A 17,044-nucleotide genomic window follows, 5' to 3' on the forward strand; every position below is an offset into this window, starting at 1 on the left:
GGAGTTCCCGGCCATGACGAAGATCGTCAACCACTGGATCGGCGGCAAGACCGTCGAAGGCGCCTCGGGCACGCACGGGCCGGTGACCAACCCGGCGACCGGCGAGGTGACGACGAAGGTCGCGTACGCCTCGGTCGACGAGGTGGACGCGGCGGTCGCCGCCGCCAAGGAGGCCTACCTGACCTGGGGCCAGTCCTCGCTGGCGCAGCGCACCTCGATCCTGTTCAAGTTCCGCGCCCTGCTGGACGCCAACCGGGACGCGATCGCCGAGCTGATCACCGCAGAGCACGGCAAGGTCCATTCCGACGCCCTCGGCGAGGTCGCCCGCGGCCTGGAGATCGTCGACCTGGCCTGCGGCATCAGCGTGCAGCTGAAGGGCGAGCTGTCCACACAGGTCGCCAGCCGCGTCGACGTGTCCTCGATCCGCCAGCCGCTCGGCGTCGTCGCCGGCATCACGCCGTTCAACTTCCCGGCGATGGTGCCGATGTGGATGTTCCCCATCGCCATCGCCTGCGGCAACACGTTCGTGCTGAAGCCGTCCGAGAAGGACCCGTCGGCGTCCGTCAAGATCGCCGAGCTGCTCGCCGAGGCGGGCCTGCCCGACGGTGTCTTCAACGTCGTCCACGGCGACAAGGTGGCCGTCGACCGCCTCCTGGAGCACCCGGACGTCAAGGCCATCTCCTTCGTGGGCTCCACCCCGATCGCCCGCTACATCCACACCACCGCCTCCGCCAACGGCAAGCGCGTCCAGGCCCTGGGCGGCGCCAAGAACCACATGCTGGTCCTCCCGGACGCCGACCTCGACGCGGCCGCCGACGCCGCCGTCTCGGCCGCGTACGGCTCGGCGGGCGAGCGCTGCATGGCCATCTCCGCGGTCGTGGCGGTCGGCTCGATCGGCGACGAGCTCGTGGAGAAGATCCGCGAGCGCGCCGAGAAGATCAAGATCGGCCCCGGCGACGACCCGGCCTCCGAGATGGGCCCGCTCATCACCAAGGTCCACCGCGACAAGGTCGCCTCCTACGTCGAGGGCGCGGCAGCGGAGGGCTGCGAGGTCGTCCTGGACGGCACCGGCTTCACCGTCGACGGCTTCGAGGACGGCCACTGGATCGGCATCTCGCTGCTCGACAAGGTGCCCACGTCCGCGAAGGCCTACCAGGACGAGATCTTCGGCCCGGTGCTGACCGTGCTGCGCACCGAGACGTACGAGGAGGCCCTGGACCTCATCAACGCCTCGCCGTTCGGCAACGGCACCGCGATCTTCACCCGGGACGGCGGCGCGGCCCGCCGCTTCCAGCTGGAGGTCGAGGCCGGCATGGTCGGCGTGAACGTCCCGATCCCGGTCCCCGTCGGCTACCACAGCTTCGGCGGCTGGAAGGACTCGCTCTTCGGCGACCACCACATCTACGGCAACGACGGCACGCACTTCTACACCCGCGGCAAGGTCGTCACCACCCGCTGGCCGGACCCGGCCGACGCCCCGGCGGGCGTCGACCTGGGCTTCCCGCGCAACCACTGACACGGGTGCCGGGGCCGTCCGCATCGCGGACGGCCCCACTTTTTTGCGCGCCCCGCCTACGGTTCCCGCACCCGGCGGATCCGTGGCGCAGAAGCGCGGAAGCAACGCTAAACCGCGCCATGGAGATCATTTTGCTACGGATTTCGTAGGTCAGTACCCATTGACGTGACGGTTTCCGTCGATGTTGCATCCCCCACGTGACCGACACCCTCACCCCTGTCGAGGCCGCCGTCGCGCAGGCGGCGGGCGGCCCCAAGAAGCTGAAGCGCTCCATCGGAGTCGTCGGCGGCACCCTCCTCACCCTGTCCTGCGTGACCCCCGCCTCCACCCTGTTCGTGGTGGTCCCCGACCTGTTCGGCTCGCTCGGCACCGCCACCGCCCTCACCATCGCCATCGGTTCGCTGCTCTGCGTGGCGGTGGCTTTCTGCTACGCGGAGCTGGGCACCCTCGTCCCCAGCGCGGGCGGCGAGTACGCCATGGTCTCGACGATGGCCGGACGGCTCGCGGGCTGGCTGGTGTTCGTCCTCTCCCTGCTGGTCGTGTTGATCGTCCCGCCGGTCATCGCGATGGGCACGGCCGACTACCTCGCCCCCCTCGTCCACCTCGACCCGTCCTGGACGGGCGCCTCGGTGATGCTTCTGGCGACCCTGGCCGGTCTGCTCGACCTGCGGGCCAACGCCTGGATCACCGGCGTCTTCCTGGTCCTGGAGGTCATCGCGGCGGCGGTGGTGGCGGTCCTGGGCTTCACGCACGCCGAGCGCGGCGCAGGCAGCCTGGTCTCGATGCAGGTGGCGGGTCCGGAAGGCGCCCCGGACGCCGTCACGGCCCTCCTGGTGGTCTCCGGCCTCGCGATCGCCCTGTTCGTCACGCAGGGCTTCTCCACGGCGGTCTACCTCTCCGAGGAACTGGAGAACCCCCGCCGCTCGGTGGCCCGCACGGTCCTGGCCACCCTCGCCCTCTCCACCGTGATCATCCTGGTCCCGGTCGCCGCCATCACCCTGGGCGCCCCGGACCTCGCCGCCCTGACGAGCGGGGACATCAGCACCATGGTCACGGCCTGGTCCAACTCGGCCGTCGGTACGTTCGTCAGCCTCTGCGTGGCCCTCGCGATCATCAACGCGGGCATCGTCATGGTCATCCAGAACTCCCGCGTCCTGTTCGCCTCGGCCCGCGACAAGGCCTGGCCCGGACCGGTCAACACCCTCTTCTCCCGCCTCGGCCGCTTCGGCTCCCCCTGGGTCTCCACCCTCGCCGTCGGCGTCCCCGGCGCGGCCCTGTGCTTCGTGAACCTGGACACCCTGTACGGCGTCACGGGCGTCTCGGTGACGGGCATGTACCTGCTCGTCGCGATCGCCGCGCTGCTGTCCCGCCGGGGCCACCACAAGCACACCCATGCCTGGCGCATGCCCCTGTGGCCGACGGCCCCCCTCCTCCTGATCGTCGTCCTGCTCTACATCCTGATCCAGCAGGAGACGACGTACCTGCTCTGGACGGGCGGCATCACGGCGGCGGCGACCCTGTACTGGGCGCTGTACCTCCGCCCGCGCAGGGAGACCCGCTGGCTGGTGTCGGTGCCGGAGGCATAAGGGCCCCTTCAGGGGCGCGGGGAACTGCGCGAACAACCCCAACGCACCCGCACCCGGTACAAGCACGGAACCTCCCGAGCTCGCCCCCCGTACACCACCCGCAGTACGCCGAAAACTCCGTGTACACCCCTGGAAGGCCCCGCACTTCGGCCTCCGGTCGACAACTCTTCGACAGCTTCACCCCGTACCGTTGACGCATGGATCTTCGACTGCCCGGCCTCCCCGGGCTGCTGCGGAGGCCCCGGCGGCTCCTGGCCGCCGGAGCCGCCGTCGCCGTCCTGGCCGGCGCGGGAACGTGGACGGCCGTCGCGAACGACGAGACACCCCCGGTCCACCGCGAGGACCGGACCCTGCCCACCGGCGACGGCATCCGCATCGACACCTCCTTCTTCACCACAGGAGGAGACCACCGCCGCCCCGCCGTCCTGCTCGGGCACGGCTTCGGCGGCAGCAAGAACGACGTACGCCGGCAGGCCCAGGACCTCGCCCGGGACGGCTACGCGGTCCTGACCTGGTCGGCCCGCGGCTTCGGCAAGTCGAACGGGAAGATCGGCCTGAACGACCCCGAGGGCGAGGTCGCCGACGTCTCGAAGCTCATCGACTGGCTGGCCGAGCAGCCCCAGGTCGAACTCGACAAGAAGGGCGACCCCCGCGTCGGCATGGCCGGTGCCTCCTACGGCGGCGCCATCGCCCTGCTCACGGCGGGCCACGACGACCGTGTCGACGCCATCGCCCCGGCGATCACCTACTGGAACCTCGCCGACGCCCTCTTCCCCAACGGCGTGTTCAAGAAGCTCTGGGCCGGCATCTTCGTCAACTCCGGCGGCGGCTGCGAGAAGTTCGAGCCCGCACTGTGCCGGATGTACGAGCGGGTCGCGGAGTCGGGCAAGCCGGACGCCGAGGCGCGGAAGATGCTCAGCGAACGCTCCCCGTCCGCCGTCGGCAAGAACATCAAGGTGCCGACCCTGCTGTCGCAGGGCCAGTCCGACTCCCTCTTCCCGCTCGGCCAGGCCGACCGGGCCGCGCGGGCCATCCGGGCCAACGGCGCCCCCGTCGACGTCGACTGGATCGCCGGGGGCCATGACGGCGGCGACATGGAGACCGGCCGGATCGAAGGCCGCGTGACGTCCTGGTTCGACCGCTACCTCAAGGACGACAAGGGCACCGACACCGGCCCCGCCTTCCGCGTCAGCCGCACCCTCGGCCAGGGCTCCGGCGACGGCGAACCCCGCCTGACCGGGGTGACGTCGGACCACTACCCCGGCCTGGAGAGCAAGCAGCGCTCCCTGTCCCTGGCCGGCCGCGAACAGAGCTTCGACAACCCTCCCGGCGCCAGCCCGCCCGGCGTGTCCGCCCTGCCGGGCCTCGGCGGCGCCGGAGGCCTCAGCCGGCTCTCCACGCTCGGCATCGGCGTCTCCCTGGACTTCCCCGGCCAGTTCGCCGCGTTCGAGTCCGCGCCGCTGCGCGAGGACCTCCAGATCACCGGCTCGCCCACCGCGACCGTCCGCGTGAAGTCCACCGGCGACGACGCCGTCCTCTTCGCGAAGCTCTACGACGTCGGCCCCGGCGGCCGCACCCAGCCGGTACTGCCCTCGCAGCTCGTCACACCCGTCCGGGTCGAGGGCGCCAAGGCCGGCAAGGACGTCACCGTCACCCTCCCGGCGATCGACCACGAGGTCGACGACGGCCACCGGCTGCGCCTGGTCCTGGCCTCGACGGACCTCGGCTACGCCTCCCCGGCCACCCCGGCGACCTACACCGTCTCCCTCGAGGGCGACCTGAAGGTCCCCTCGGCCCTCGGGCAGCGCGACACCCAGGACGGGTTGCCCGCCTGGGTGTGGTGGCTGCCGCCGGCCGGCGCCGGCGTCGCGCTCGTGCTGATCCTCACCGGCCGCCGCCGCACGACCGCCCCCGCCCCGCCGGACCCGGCCCTGGCCGAAGTCCCCCTCCAGATCACGGATCTGACCAAGCGGTACGCGAAGTCCGCCGACCGGTACGCCGTCAAGGACCTCTCCTTCCGCGTGGAACAGGGCCAGGTACTCGGCCTGCTCGGCCCCAACGGGGCGGGCAAGACCACCACCCTGCGCATGCTGATGGGACTCATCCGGCCCGACGGCGGCGAGATCCGCGTCTTCGGCCACGCCATCAGCGCAGGCGCCCCGGTCCTCTCCCGGGTCGGCGCCTTCGTCGAGGGCGCGGGCTTCCTCCCCCACCTGTCCGGCCGCGAGAACCTGGAGCTGTACTGGCGCGCCACCGGCCGCCCCGCCGAGGACGCGCACCTGGAGGAGGCCCTGGAGATCGCGGGCCTGGGCGACGCCCTCGCCCGCGCGGTGCGCACCTACTCCCAGGGCATGCGCCAGCGCCTGGCCATCGCCCAGGCCATGCTCGGCCTGCCGGATCTGCTCATCCTCGACGAGCCGACCAACGGCCTGGACCCGCCCCAGATCCGCGAGATGCGCGAGGTGATGATCCGCTACGCCGCCGCAGGCCGTACGGTCATCGTCTCCAGCCACCTCCTCGCCGAGGTCGAGCAGACCTGCACCCACCTGGTCGTGATGGACCACGGACAGCTCGTCCAGGCGGGCCCGGTCGCGGACATCGTCGGCTCGGGCGACACCCTCCTGGTGGGCACGGCCACGCCGGTGGACGAGCCCGTCGTGGAGAAGGTCGCGGCCCTGCCCGGAGTCGCCTCCGCCGTACGCGTCGACGAGGGCCTCCTGGTCCGCCTCGACGCCGACGGCACCCCGCAGCGCCTGGTCGCCGAGCTCGTACGGCTGGACGTGGCCGTCACGTCGGTCGGCCCGCACCGCCGCCTGGAGGACGCCTTCCTCACCCTGATCGGAGCCGAAGCATGAGCAAGCTCGCCGAGCCGCCCGTCGCGGTGGCCGACGGCTACCGCGCGGGCCGCACCCTGCCCTTCCGCGTCGAGCTGGTCCGGCAGCTGAAGCGGCGCCGCACGATGGTGATGGGCGGCGTCCTGTTCGCCCTGCCGATCATCCTGCTGATCGCCTTCCAGGTCGGCGGTGACCCGGGCGGCAACAACAACCGCGTCAACCTCATGGACACGGCGACCGCGTCCGGGGCGAACTTCGCCGCCGTCAACCTCTTCTCCGCCGCGGGCTTCCTGCTCGTCATCCCGGTCGCCCTGTTCTGCGGGGACACCGTCGCCTCGGAGGCGAGCTGGTCGTCCCTGCGCTATCTGCTCGCCGCCCCCGTGCCCCGGGCCCGGCTGCTGTGGTCCAAGCTGGCGGTCGGACTCACCCTGAGCCTGGCCGCGTTGGTGCTGCTCCCGGTCGTCGCCCTCGCCGTGGGCACGGCCGCCTACGGCTGGGGACCGCTCGAACTGCCCACCGGCGGCAGCCTGCCCACCGGCACCGCGGTGCAGCGCATGCTGATCGTCGTCGGGTACATCATGGTGTCCCAACTGGTGACCGCGGCCCTCGCGTTCTGCCTGTCGACCCGCACCGACGCCCCGCTCGGCGCGGTCGGCGGGGCGGTGTTCCTCACCATCATCGGCAGTGTCCTCGACGAGGTGACGGCCCTCGGCGACTGGCGCCACTTCCTGCCGGCGCACTGGCAGTACGCCTGGCTGGACGCCGTCCGGCCGCAGCTGGAGTGGACGGACATGATCCAGGGCGCGTCGGTCTCCGTCACGTACGCGCTCGTGCTGTTCGCCCTGGCCTTCCGCGGTTTCGCCCGCAAGGACGTCGTCTCCTAGGTCGACGCAGGACTCCACCGGCCGAACCGGCAAGCCGCCCCTGGTGTCGTTCATGCCCTGACGGGCCCTTCTCCGCGATGAGTTCGGTGACCACGTCGGTCGACAGTGCTTCCGGCCGCTGACGATCACTGCCTTCCCGCTGCTCACGTAGGCACCTCGCCGCAACGCCACCTGCGCGACCCGCAGGTTCGGAAGGTAGTCCTATGGAAGAAAAGATGATGAGTTGTCCGATTGCGGCCACTCCATCGGGTGTGCCGGAAATGGGGCGGTAGGTGAGTCCTGTGTTATGTTCTGTAACCAGTCGGACACGGCCCGTAAGGAGGGTCGTGTGCGTGAGAAAAATGGAGACACCATGCACAAGTTCAAGAAGGCAGCGGCCCTGGCCGTCATGGTCGGTGGCATTGGCCTGGCCGGCGGTGGAGTTGCCAGCGCCAACGGCGGCTACTCCGACCCGTTCCCGGGTGTTGCCGTCGACAACCTGCAGGTGCTGCAGTGCGAGCAGGAGTTCGACGCTGGTGCCGCCTTCGCGCCCGTGACCGGCGCTGTCACCGGTGACAACGACCAGAACACCGGTAACTTCTGCGCGCAGGTCGCCGTAGAGGACTGATTGTCCCCACAGCTTCAAAAGAGGGTCTCGCATGAATGGTGCGAGGCCCTCTATCTGTTTTCTGGTTTGTATTCATAATCCCTGCTCTCCGTCACCGAGTGTGATTCCCTCCGCTCTGCATTTTTTTCCGAGCCGTATAGCCGGAATGGGTGCGCCCAAATGGGTGTGTCGGGAATGGTGATTAAGCGCGCGCGCATGCTAGCGTCTGTGACGAATCAAACACGGTGCGTAAGGATGCCGTGTTCGTGAATGAATCGGAGAAACAATGCAGAAGCTCAAGACGGTCGCGGCCGTGGCGGTCATGGTCGGCGGCCTGGGTGTGGTCGGCAGCGGTGTCGCCAGCGCCGGCGACGGCCCGATCCTCGTCGACAACGTGCAGATCATGGAGTGCGAGCAGTCGTTCGACGGTGGGCTTGCCTTCGCCCCGATCAACCCGGTGACCGTCGGCGACGACAACAGCCAGAACACCGGCAACTTCTGCGCGCAGGTCGCCGTAGAGGACTGACCCGCGGAATGCCGAGTGGCAGGGTCTCGTGCGCGATGCGAGACCCGCTCCTCGGTTCGGGCAGCCAACGTTCAGCGGGCGTCGGCGGGTAATACGCCACGCCCTATCCATGCCGATCGGGGCCACAGCGCCACATCGGCCAAAAGCTACTAGGAGACACGGGTGCGCAGGTTCAACAAGGTAATGCTCATGACGAGTGCGATCAGCGGTGTCGGTCTCGTCGCCGCCGGGGCCGCCCACGCCGACTGCGCGGGTGACCCGCCCGCGCCCCGTCCCACCGTCGAGAACGCCCAGCTTCTGCACTGCGAGCAGGAATTCGACGGGGGTTCCCTCCTCACGGTCAACGCGCCGATCAGCGTCCTCGGTGACAGTGTCACCAACATCGGCAACTTCTGCACGCAGACGACTGCGCCCGCAAGCTGATCGCACCACACGTACGTTGCTTGGCCGCTGAATCGGGCCCAGTGGCGTGTGCGCGACCTGACGCCTGAAAGCCGGTGACCGCGCAAACGGGCACAATCGAATAGCCAAGCGGTCATCGCTCCGATGGCCGCTTTTGATCTTTCCCAGTATTCGGTCGAAAGTGCGCCGGCTTGAGGAATGTTCATGGTGACGATCTTGGAATCGTCAACGAATCAAGTGGCAAAGGAACTGAGGCGCCTGACCCGGTCCTGATCGAATATCCCGGCCTTCCTCAAACCAGAAAGACAAATACGACATGCGACGAAACTTCAGCAAGGGAATGATCGTGGCGAGCGCCGCGTCGAGCATCCTGTCCCTGTGGGCCGTCCCCGCCCTTGCGGACTCCGGCGCTGAGGAGGCCACGGGCGACAGGCTCAGCACCCCGGCCCGCAGCGCGTCCGCTTTCTCGGAGGAAGACACTTGCGCGGGCGAGGTCGCTCCTCGCGAGTGCGACGCGAGCGTCACCAGTGATCAGCGCGCCGCCGCCGGTGGTTACGGCGACGACAGCGGCACGGGAGAGGAAGGCACTCGACGCACCGAGGGGGCTCTTCAACCGGGCAACGCCGAGGCGCTGCGGGGTGCTCCCCGGAATGACGTGGTTCGCAGCATCGGCCGGCACCTGAACGACGCGGCGAGCTTGTCCTCCAGCCGCCCAGGGGCCGAAGCGGCGGAGCGCGTCGTCGAAGGCCTCTCCTCCGGACCCGGCGAACGCCTCGATGAGGAGGCCGGCTACGGGGACGACGGCGAGACGGGTGGCGGCTACGGCGATGACGGGGACACGGGGGGTGGTTACGGTGACGACGGTGACACGGGTGGCGGTTACGGTGACGACGGTGACACGGGTGGCGGCTACGGGGAAACGCCTGGCCCCACGCCCTCCACTACGCCGCCGGTGACGCCGCCCGAGGGCACGCCCCCGGTGACGCCGCCCTCGCACCACCCGCACCAGCCGCCGTCGATGGCTGAAACGGGTGCGGGTCGAGGGACCCTTGTGAACTCGGGAATCGCTGCGGCGCTCGTGACCGGTGGTGTGCTCCTGTACCGCCGGGGCCGCGCCATGTCCTGCAAGTAGCGACGCCCCTCCGGGTGCCGGACGGCCGCTGCCGTCCGGCACCGATGGGATTCTTGATCCCCTTTTCCGCTCGGGTATTGCAATTCGTTTCTTAGCTACTTCTAAGGTCTCATATGAAGACTCGGCGATCTCCTGTGAGCCGATACCGGAGTGACCTGGAATCGTTAGGCACGGTGTCATAACTCCGGCATACACGTGCCGAGGAAAGGAAACCGATGAAGACTCTCAAGACCGTCGCCGTCGTTGCTGGGACCATGATCGCCGCCGGCGCTGCCGCGCCCGCGTACGCCAACGAGGCGGACGCTGCTGCCAGTGTTGACCTGAGCACCGTCACGGAGACTGTTGAGGAGCGGGCCGGTGACGGCGAACCGCTGCAGCAGAAGGCCGAAAAGCTCGGCCTCACGAAGGACGGCCGCGTGGGCAAGACGCTGAAGAACTCGGCCCAGAACCTCAACAACTCCGGCGCTCTGCTGGGCGGTCTGCCCGTAAATCGCTGAGAACGCCGCTGACCCACTGCTGCGGGTGGGTCAGGGACCGCCCCACAGGCCGATTTCGCGCCGTACGGAGTCGGCCTTCAGGGCCTCTGCATATCGGCCCTCAGGGATTACTCGTCGGGTTGCCGACCGGCCCTGTGGGCCTGTGCACAGTAGGTAACGTCACCAATGTGAGCGGTTGTAGAAAGAGGTCAGGACCATGAACCCTTTGAAAGCTGTAGCCGTCCTTGCCGGGCCCGTTGTCGTGGCCCTTGCAGCCACGTCGGCCGTCGCGCAGGGGAGTGCGGAAAGTGCTGCCGACGGCGTCACCGATGCGACGAAGCGCATCGGGGCGGGGGCCCTCGAAAGCGGAGCGCACGAGGGGCCCGCACACCTCGTCGGCACGCACGACGAAGGACGGTTCGCCGAGGTGATGCAGGGTTCGGGTCGTCCCGTGACCCAGGAGACGCGTTTCTCACTGCTTGGCGGTCTGCCCGTCGACTGAGTCCTCGGCTCTATCAGATTGTGGGACCAGGAATGAAATCGTCGTCTGCTCCGGCCCGCCCCGCGTCCTCACCCGATTGCGCCACTCCGCCTGCCGGCGGGTGGTTCGCCTCCGTCGCCAACGCACGATTCAGGAACCGGCGGTGGCTGCTGGCATCACTGCTCGCGTCAGCAACGGGGGCGGTGATCGCCCCGGTCTTCTCGAAGAGGGAATCGGCCGCAAGCGTCTGGGCGGAGCGGTTCAACGAAACGTACAAAGGGCGGCGCATCGTAGGCGGTAGCTACCCCACCTCCGCCGGGTCCGAAAGCAACCTCGTCCGTTGGCACGTCACCGTCGACGGGGAAGCGCTGCACCTGATGCGGCGTGCGGACGGCAGCTGGATGACCATGATCGACCACTACCAGTCGTACCCGACCCCGCTCGCCGCCGCGCGTGCGGCGGTCGACGAGCTGGCTCCGGGCACGAAACTGGGCGGGTCGTGGGACGGCGGCGGGGACGCGGACGAAAGCCGTGGTGCGAGCGCGGGAACGAAGTTCCGGGAGGACCATCCCCATGGTCTACACACGTAAAGACGTCAGCACGCTGACCCGAACCGAAAGGCGTCGGTTCGTCAACGCGCTGATCGAGGTCAAACGTCGCGGTGAGTACGACGAGTTCGTACGCAGGCACTTGCGGTACTACGCACCCGACGGGGAGAGCGGCCTGCGCGCGGCTCACATGGCGCCTTCTTTTCTGCCATGGCATCGCAGGTTCCTCCTGGACCTGGAGAACGCGCTGCGCCGCGTGGACGATTCGGTGACCCTGCCGTACTGGGACTGGACGCGTGACCGCTCTCGCACGGGCGTACCGTGGACCGACGACCTGCTGGGAGGCACCGGGCGGCGCTCTGACCGGCAGGTGATGACCGGTCCCTTCGCCTTCCGCAACGGCGCCTGGAGAATCAGGGTGAGCGTGACGGACGCCGAGTTCCTCATGCGTGACCTGAGTCGTGTCCGACAGCCCCTCACCCTGCCGACGGCCAAGGACGTCGCGGCGGCACTGGCTGAACCGCTGTACGACACAGCGCCCTGGAACTCGACTTCCACCAAGGGGTTCCGCAACAAGATCGAAGGCTGGGGGCCCGGGCGTCCGCCGGGATCATGGCGTAACCACAACCGGGTCCACCGCTGGGTCGGAGGCCACATGGTCGGCGGTGCCTCGGTCAACGATCCTGTCTTCTGGCTCCACCATGCCTTCGTGGACCTGCTGTGGTCCCGCTGGCAGCGGCGGCATCCGGGCGCCCGGTACCTCCCCGCCAAGCCGCCCGCCCGCGGCGACGCGCAGCGGGGGCGGATCATCGCGCGGAAGCAGAAGCTGCCGCCGTGGAACGTGACACCTCAGGACCTGGAAGACCACAGCCGGATCTATCGATACGCCTAGCAGCCGCCATCCCCGGTGACCACGCCGACACGGTCGTCCGCGAAGCCGCCCGTCGAGCGGCGACACGGACTCATTCCTTCGCACCCGGTCACCGGTGCGGCCGAAGGGGCCACTCGAAAGCCCCAGCGGCGGTGGCGTGAATCCGTTCCACGTGACTCAGTGTCAGTAAGCGGAGACGAGCGAAAGGTACGTCCATGGCCACACGGCAGCGACGCGCACGGTCCCGGCGGCTGGCATTCGTCGCGGCGGCGGTGGCCGCGGCAGCGGTCCTGGCGTCCGGCCAGACGATCGCGGCGGACGCGGGAACGGCACGGTCCGGCGAAGCGGCACCACCGGCGGCGACGCCCACACCGTCGACCCTGCCCGCGTTCACCACCCCTTCGTTCGGCGCCTATCTCGACTACGGCCCCAGCGGCGTGGCCCGCATGGCCCAGCTGAGCAACTGGCTCGGCGGCGCTGAAGTGCGCGTCGGGCACACCTACCTGCCGGGCGATCTCTGGAGCAACATCGAGGGCCACCCCGGCTTCCTCGACGTATGGGCCAACTGGCGCCGCGGGAAGGCCGACCGGCTGTTCGTCCTCAACGTGCCGATGATGGAGCGCAACGAAGAGGGCGTGTCCGACCACGAGGTGCGCGCACTGCTGCGCGAGGCCGCGGCCGGCCGATTCGACCACCACTTCCGCGCGCTCGGCGAGCGGCTGGTCGAGCTGGGCGTGCCGGACACCGTCCTGGTGCTCGGCTGGGAGATGAACGGCATCACCTACACCCACCGCTGCGGGCCCGACCCGGAGGCCTGGAAGCAGTACTGGAACCGGATCGTCACCACCATGCGCGCGGTGCCGGGCCAGAAGTTCCGCTTCGACTTCACACCGAGCCGGGGCCGGGACGCCGTGCCCTGGACGGAGTGCTACCCGGGCGACGACACCGTCGACATCATCGGCATGGACGCCTACGACCAGCCGCAGGGCATGTCGTTCGACGAGCAGGTGTCGGAGCCGTACGGGCTGCAGCACCACGTGGACTTCGCCAAGGCACACGGCAAGGCCATCTCGTTCCCCGAGTGGGGGCTGTTCCGCAACGGGGACAACCCCGAGTACATGAGGCGCATGCTCGCCTGGATGGACGAGCACAAGCCGCTCTACCAGACGCTGACGGACTACTGCCCGCACGGCGTGTGGCAGTGCGGGTCCAACCCCCGGGCGTCCGAGGTCTACCGGTCGTTCCTCTTCGGCCGCAAGGACCCGGCACCGGTCCCCGGCACGCCTTCCACGTCCACCGCACCGGCCCAGATGCCGGCTCCGTCCCCGACGCCCACAGCGCAGCCGAGTCAGCCCGCCCTGCCGCGGCCGGAGGGCTGCTCACCGCTGGACCTCGGCGACTGGGCGGAGTACTGGATCGGCGGGAAGCTCTGCATGCGCCTCGACTGGTGGTCGCGCCACGCGCAGTAGCCCGGAGGGGTCGTGCTCCCGCGGCGGCGGGCCCGGTCAGGGCCGGCCGCCGCGTTCGCGTTCACGCGGTCCGCGCAGCAGTCCCTTGCCGTGCCGGCGTGCCGCCGCGTCGCACAGCGCCGCGGCCAGCAGCGGCGCCGAGTGCCGGCGGGCCAGCAGCAGACGCTGGTTCACCACCGTACGCGGACGCCAGTGGTGCTTGTAGGGCTCGTTGCCGCGCAGCAGGCTGAGCGTGCCGGGTGTGCCGTCCTTGACGTGCGTGGCGGTCGAGTCCAGCAGCATCGCCGCCACATCGGCCTTGCGCTCGCGCAGCGCCGGGTGCGCGCCGTACAGATAGCCGCCCGCCAGGCGAAGCGAGAGCAGCGTCACGTCGACCGCCACGACCTCGTCGTCGAGCCGGAACTCGGTCACCACCGCGTCCCCGGAACGCACCATCGCGCCGACCGCCCGCACCAGGTGCTCGCGGAACCGCGGCCGCAGGTGCTCCGACGTCACCTTCCGCCCCTGCCACTGCAGCCGGTGCAGCTCCAGCAGCCGCACCAGAGCGGCCTCGACCTCGTCCGGGGGCACGACGTGGCGCTGGACGCCGAGCGCGTCCAGCTTGCGCAGCTTGGCGCGCAGCCGCTGCTGGGTCTTCGTCGGCAGCCGGGCCAGCAGTTCACCCATGGGCGCGGCCGGCAGTTCCAGGCACACCGAGTCGTCCACCCGCCGCCGCGACCCGGGCCACTGCTCGTAGAGCCGCTCGGCCGCCCCGCCCGGCCGTACCTCGCGCAGGTCGATCAGCGCGCCCCGGGCGGCGTCCGACAGCGCGTCGGACAACACCGTCAGCGGCTCGTCGCCGTGCTCGTCGGCCAGCAGGACGTCACCGTAGTCGGAGATGGCCCCGCCGAGCGGCACCAGCGCCGGCAGCGGATGCCGTACGCGCATCAGCGGGGCAGCCGCGGCCAGTTCACCGCTCGCGGCGCGCACCAGCACCAGCCGCAGCCGGGCGTGCCGGCCGTAGGACCGCCACCACGAGTGCAGCCAGGCGTGGCTCTGGAACGGGGTGGCGCAGGCGCAGTGCCGGTACAGCCGGTTCCAGTCGCGGGCCAGGCCCGCGAAGCCCCGCTCGTCGGTGACCAGTTCGGCGCTGTACCTCACAGCTGCCGCTGCGTGTCGGCGGCGAAGGCCGGAGCGGGCACGGAAGCCGGACGGCCGGGGCTCGCGTCGGCCCGCCGCGGCCGGACCAGCAGCGCCAGCCCGCCCAGCAGCCCGCCCGCGCTCGCCCCGACCAGGCCGGTCACCACAGCGGACGCCGAGGACGGCTCGTCCGGGGTCACCGCGCGAGCGAACGGCCGCAGTTGGACGTGGGTGGACGGCTCGGCGTCCTCGGCGTGCCGGGTCAGCGCCCGGGCCACGGCGTTGGCCATGGCGGCGGCCAGCTCCGGGCGCTCGGAGGTCGCCGTGACCGACACCATCGGTGCGTCCGGCGAGGTCGCGGTCCGGACACCGCGCCGCAGGGCCGACACGGGGACGTCGGCCTGCACCTGCGCGTCCCCGAGCACCGCGAGCTGGGTGGCGACCCGGCCATAGGCCTGGGCGAATCCGAGGGCGGTGGCGGTGTCCGACTTCGCCGTCGGCACGGCCACGACATAGCTGGTCGCCGTGTACTCGGGTGTCCGGACCACTCCGTAGCCGCCGCCGAGCAGACCGCCTGCCACGGCCCCGGCCGCGAGCAGGGACCAGGGGGGCAGGGACCGGGCGAGGGCGGAGACCTGGCGGTGCTGCCGTGCGGGGGTGTCGGTCATGAGGCGCGGGCTTCCTGGGACGGGGCGGACAAAGGACGGGAGACCGCGGCGGCGTAGACGTCCATGAGCCGTGCGGCGCTGCGGGTGATGCAGTAGTGGCGGGCGGCCTCGGGCACCGTGCGCGGCCCGGGCCCCTGACGGCGTACGTCCGCCAGGGCCCGCGCGTACGCGCCCGGGCCGCCGGTGACGTGCCGGGCGCTGGGCGCGGCGGACGCGGGCAGGTCCTGCAAGGCCGGGCAGGAGGCGTAGAGCACCGGCAGTCCGGCCGCCAGTGCCTCCACGACGGCCAGGCCGAACGCCTCCTCCGGGGACGGGGAGGCCAGGACGTCCATCGCGGAGGTCAGCGACGGCAGGTCGGGGCCGGGCGTGCCGTCCGGGACGTAGGGGCGTTCGCCGGTGAACAGCACCCGGTCGGCGACCCCGGCCGCCCGGGCGGTGCGGCGCAGCACGTCCTCCTCCGGGCCGGCGCCCACCAGCAGCAGCCGGCAGTCGGCGGGCAGGTGGGCCAGCGCCCGGATCAGCGTCCCGAAGCGCTTGCCGGGGGCGAGGCGGCCGACCGCGCCGACGACGTACGCGTCATCCGGCAGGCCCAGCCGGCGACGGGTCTCGGCGCGCCGGGCCGGGTCGTAGCGGAAGCGGGCCACGTCGATGCCGTTGGGCACGACCTCGATGCGGGGCCCGGGCACGCCCCAGCGCTCGAGCCGCTCGGCGACCGTGGGGGACACGGCGACCGTGGTCCGGCCGAACCGCTCGCCCACCAGATACAGGGCCCGCACCCCGGCGTTCAGGGGCCGGCCCTCCATCTGCGAGTCGCCCAGGGAGTGCTCCGTGGCGACGACCGCCCTGACCCCCGCGAGACGCGCGGCGATCCGGCCGTAGAGGCACGCGCGGTACAGGTGGGTGTGCACGAGCTGGTAGCCGCCCCGGCGGATGAGGCGCACCAGCCGGGGCACGGCGGCCAGATCACGGTTTCCCGCCATGCCGAGGTGGTGCACACGCACCCCGTCGGCGGCGAGCCCGGCTGCGACCGCACCCGGGTTGGTCAGTGTCACCACGTCGCAGTCGACGGGCAGGTGCCGCAGCAGCAGCCGCAGTTGCTGCTCGGCGCCGCCCACGCCGAGGCCGGTGATGATGTGCAGGGCCCTCACCGCGGCTCCTGGACGGCTCGGCGGCGCAACCGGTGCAGCCGGTACTTCAGGAACAGCCGTACGCCGGTGTCGTTCTGGCCGATGTGCACCCGGGGCAGGGCGTGCGGGCCGCCGAGCGGGCCGGGGTCGATCGCGCAGCCGTAGGTGTAGCCCGCCTCCCGCACCGCCTCGACGGCCCGGGCGTCGAGGGTGCCGTACGGGTAGCAGAAGCCGGCGGGCGCGGTGCCCGTGAGCTCCGCGAGCACGGTCCTGCTGCCCTCGGTCTCCGACTTCAGCGTGACGTCGTCGGCCTGGGTCAGGTCGACGTGGGTCAGGCCGTGCGAGCCGATCTCGATGCCCTCGGCGGCGGCCTGCCGTACGCCCTCCGCGGTCAGCAGCCGCTTGCGCGGGCCCAGCGGGTCCCAGGCGTTCTCCCCGCCGAGCCGGCCCGGCAGCACGAACAGGGTGGCGCCGCAGTCGTACCGGCGCAGCACGGGCAGAGCCTCGGCGACGAAGTCGGCGTACCCGTCGTCGAAGGTGAGCCCGACCAGGCCGCGGCCCGCGCCCCGGGCCCGGGCGGCCAGCAGTTCGGTCATGGACACCCCGCGCAGACCGCGCCGCCGCAGCCAGCCCAGCTGCCGGTCCAGCCGCTCGGGCGAGACCGTCACGCGGTACGGGTCGTCGGTGGGGTCGCCGACGGAGTGGTACATCGCCACGAACAGTGCCGGGCCGGATCCGGCTCCGGTGGCCCGGACGGACGTCCGGGCGCCGGGACCGGTGTGTGCGGCGGCGCTGGTCAGGACGCCGGGATCGTTGTGT

At 70.8% G+C, this 17,044-nt stretch carries 17 protein-coding genes; 13 read left to right on the plus strand and 4 right to left on the minus strand.

The features are described from left to right. Positions 1–13: 13 nt before the first annotated feature. The 13 genes from mmsA to ACIQU3_RS06670 all read left to right on the plus strand — a co-directional run bounded on the left by mmsA (position 14) and on the right by ACIQU3_RS06670 (position 13,311). Positions 14–1,516, plus strand: coding sequence for a CoA-acylating methylmalonate-semialdehyde dehydrogenase (gene mmsA, locus ACIQU3_RS06610; RefSeq protein ID WP_403726423.1), 1,503 nt, complete (start codon positions 14–16; stop codon positions 1,514–1,516). A 197-nt stretch (positions 1,517–1,713) separates the two neighbouring features. Beyond that, complete coding sequence (locus tag ACIQU3_RS06615; RefSeq protein ID WP_403923634.1) at positions 1,714–3,102, plus strand: APC family permease; 1,389 nt, start codon at positions 1,714–1,716, stop codon at positions 3,100–3,102. 197 nt (positions 3,103–3,299) lie between these two features. Beyond that, entirely contained in the window at positions 3,300–5,957 is a 2,658-nt protein-coding gene (locus ACIQU3_RS06620) for a CocE/NonD family hydrolase (protein WP_403923637.1), read from the plus strand. Further along, positions 5,954–6,820, plus strand: a complete 867-nt coding sequence (locus tag ACIQU3_RS06625) for an ABC transporter permease (protein WP_403726411.1) — start codon at positions 5,954–5,956, stop codon at positions 6,818–6,820. The genes ACIQU3_RS06620 and ACIQU3_RS06625 overlap by 4 nt, the downstream gene beginning before the upstream one ends. 352 nt (positions 6,821–7,172) lie before the next feature. Beyond that, positions 7,173–7,427, plus strand: coding sequence for a hypothetical protein (locus ACIQU3_RS06630; RefSeq protein WP_403726408.1), 255 nt, complete (start codon positions 7,173–7,175; stop codon positions 7,425–7,427). Between the two features lie 265 nt (positions 7,428–7,692). Then, positions 7,693–7,932, plus strand: a complete 240-nt coding sequence (locus ACIQU3_RS06635; RefSeq protein ID WP_403726405.1) for a hypothetical protein — start codon at positions 7,693–7,695, stop codon at positions 7,930–7,932. Positions 7,933–8,121: 189 nt separating this feature from the next. Continuing rightward, entirely contained in the window at positions 8,122–8,355 is a 234-nt protein-coding gene (locus ACIQU3_RS06640) for a hypothetical protein (protein ID WP_403726402.1), read from the plus strand. 295 nt (positions 8,356–8,650) lie between these two features. Then, positions 8,651–9,466, plus strand: a complete 816-nt coding sequence (locus tag ACIQU3_RS06645; RefSeq protein WP_403923640.1) for a hypothetical protein — start codon at positions 8,651–8,653, stop codon at positions 9,464–9,466. A gap of 215 nt (positions 9,467–9,681) precedes the next feature. Then, positions 9,682–9,963: a hypothetical protein gene (locus tag ACIQU3_RS06650; RefSeq protein ID WP_403726393.1), complete on the plus strand. Its 282-nt coding sequence runs from the start codon at positions 9,682–9,684 to the stop codon at positions 9,961–9,963. 196 nt (positions 9,964–10,159) lie between these two features. Continuing rightward, complete coding sequence (locus ACIQU3_RS06655) at positions 10,160–10,444, plus strand: hypothetical protein (RefSeq protein ID WP_403726390.1); 285 nt, start codon at positions 10,160–10,162, stop codon at positions 10,442–10,444. Between the two features lie 32 nt (positions 10,445–10,476). Next, a complete protein-coding gene (locus ACIQU3_RS06660) occupies positions 10,477–11,013 on the plus strand; it encodes a tyrosinase family oxidase copper chaperone (RefSeq protein WP_403726387.1) in 537 nt (178 codons plus the stop codon). Then, positions 10,997–11,863, plus strand: a complete 867-nt coding sequence (locus tag ACIQU3_RS06665) for a tyrosinase family protein (RefSeq protein WP_403726384.1) — start codon at positions 10,997–10,999, stop codon at positions 11,861–11,863. Before ACIQU3_RS06660 ends, ACIQU3_RS06665 begins: the two co-directional genes overlap by 17 nt. 194 nt (positions 11,864–12,057) lie before the next feature. Further along, positions 12,058–13,311, plus strand: a complete 1,254-nt coding sequence (locus ACIQU3_RS06670) for a glycoside hydrolase family 26 protein (protein ID WP_403923643.1) — start codon at positions 12,058–12,060, stop codon at positions 13,309–13,311. Positions 13,312–13,347: 36 nt separating this feature from the next. Here ACIQU3_RS06670 and ACIQU3_RS06675 read toward each other — a convergent pair whose 3' ends face one another. The 4 genes from ACIQU3_RS06675 to ACIQU3_RS06690 are packed head-to-tail and all read right to left on the minus strand — an operon-like array spanning position 13,348 to position 16,935. Beyond that, positions 13,348–14,451, minus strand: coding sequence for a GNAT family N-acetyltransferase (locus tag ACIQU3_RS06675; protein WP_403923646.1), 1,104 nt, complete (start codon positions 14,449–14,451; stop codon positions 13,348–13,350). Then, positions 14,448–15,098 (minus strand): lipopolysaccharide biosynthesis protein, encoded by a 651-nt coding sequence (locus ACIQU3_RS06680; protein WP_403923649.1) that lies wholly within the window; start codon positions 15,096–15,098, stop codon positions 14,448–14,450. Before ACIQU3_RS06680 ends, ACIQU3_RS06675 begins: the two co-directional genes overlap by 4 nt. Next, positions 15,095–16,246 (minus strand): glycosyltransferase, encoded by a 1,152-nt coding sequence (locus tag ACIQU3_RS06685; protein ID WP_403726369.1) that lies wholly within the window; start codon positions 16,244–16,246, stop codon positions 15,095–15,097. Before ACIQU3_RS06685 ends, ACIQU3_RS06680 begins: the two co-directional genes overlap by 4 nt. Further along, positions 16,243–16,935, minus strand: a complete 693-nt coding sequence (locus ACIQU3_RS06690) for a polysaccharide deacetylase family protein (RefSeq protein WP_403924150.1) — start codon at positions 16,933–16,935, stop codon at positions 16,243–16,245. Before ACIQU3_RS06690 ends, ACIQU3_RS06685 begins: the two co-directional genes overlap by 4 nt. Positions 16,936–17,044: the final 109 nt, after the last annotated feature.

It is taken from the genome of Streptomyces sp. NPDC101110 (assembly GCF_044759525.1).
In the GTDB taxonomy this organism is placed as follows: domain Bacteria; phylum Actinomycetota; class Actinomycetes; order Streptomycetales; family Streptomycetaceae; genus Streptomyces.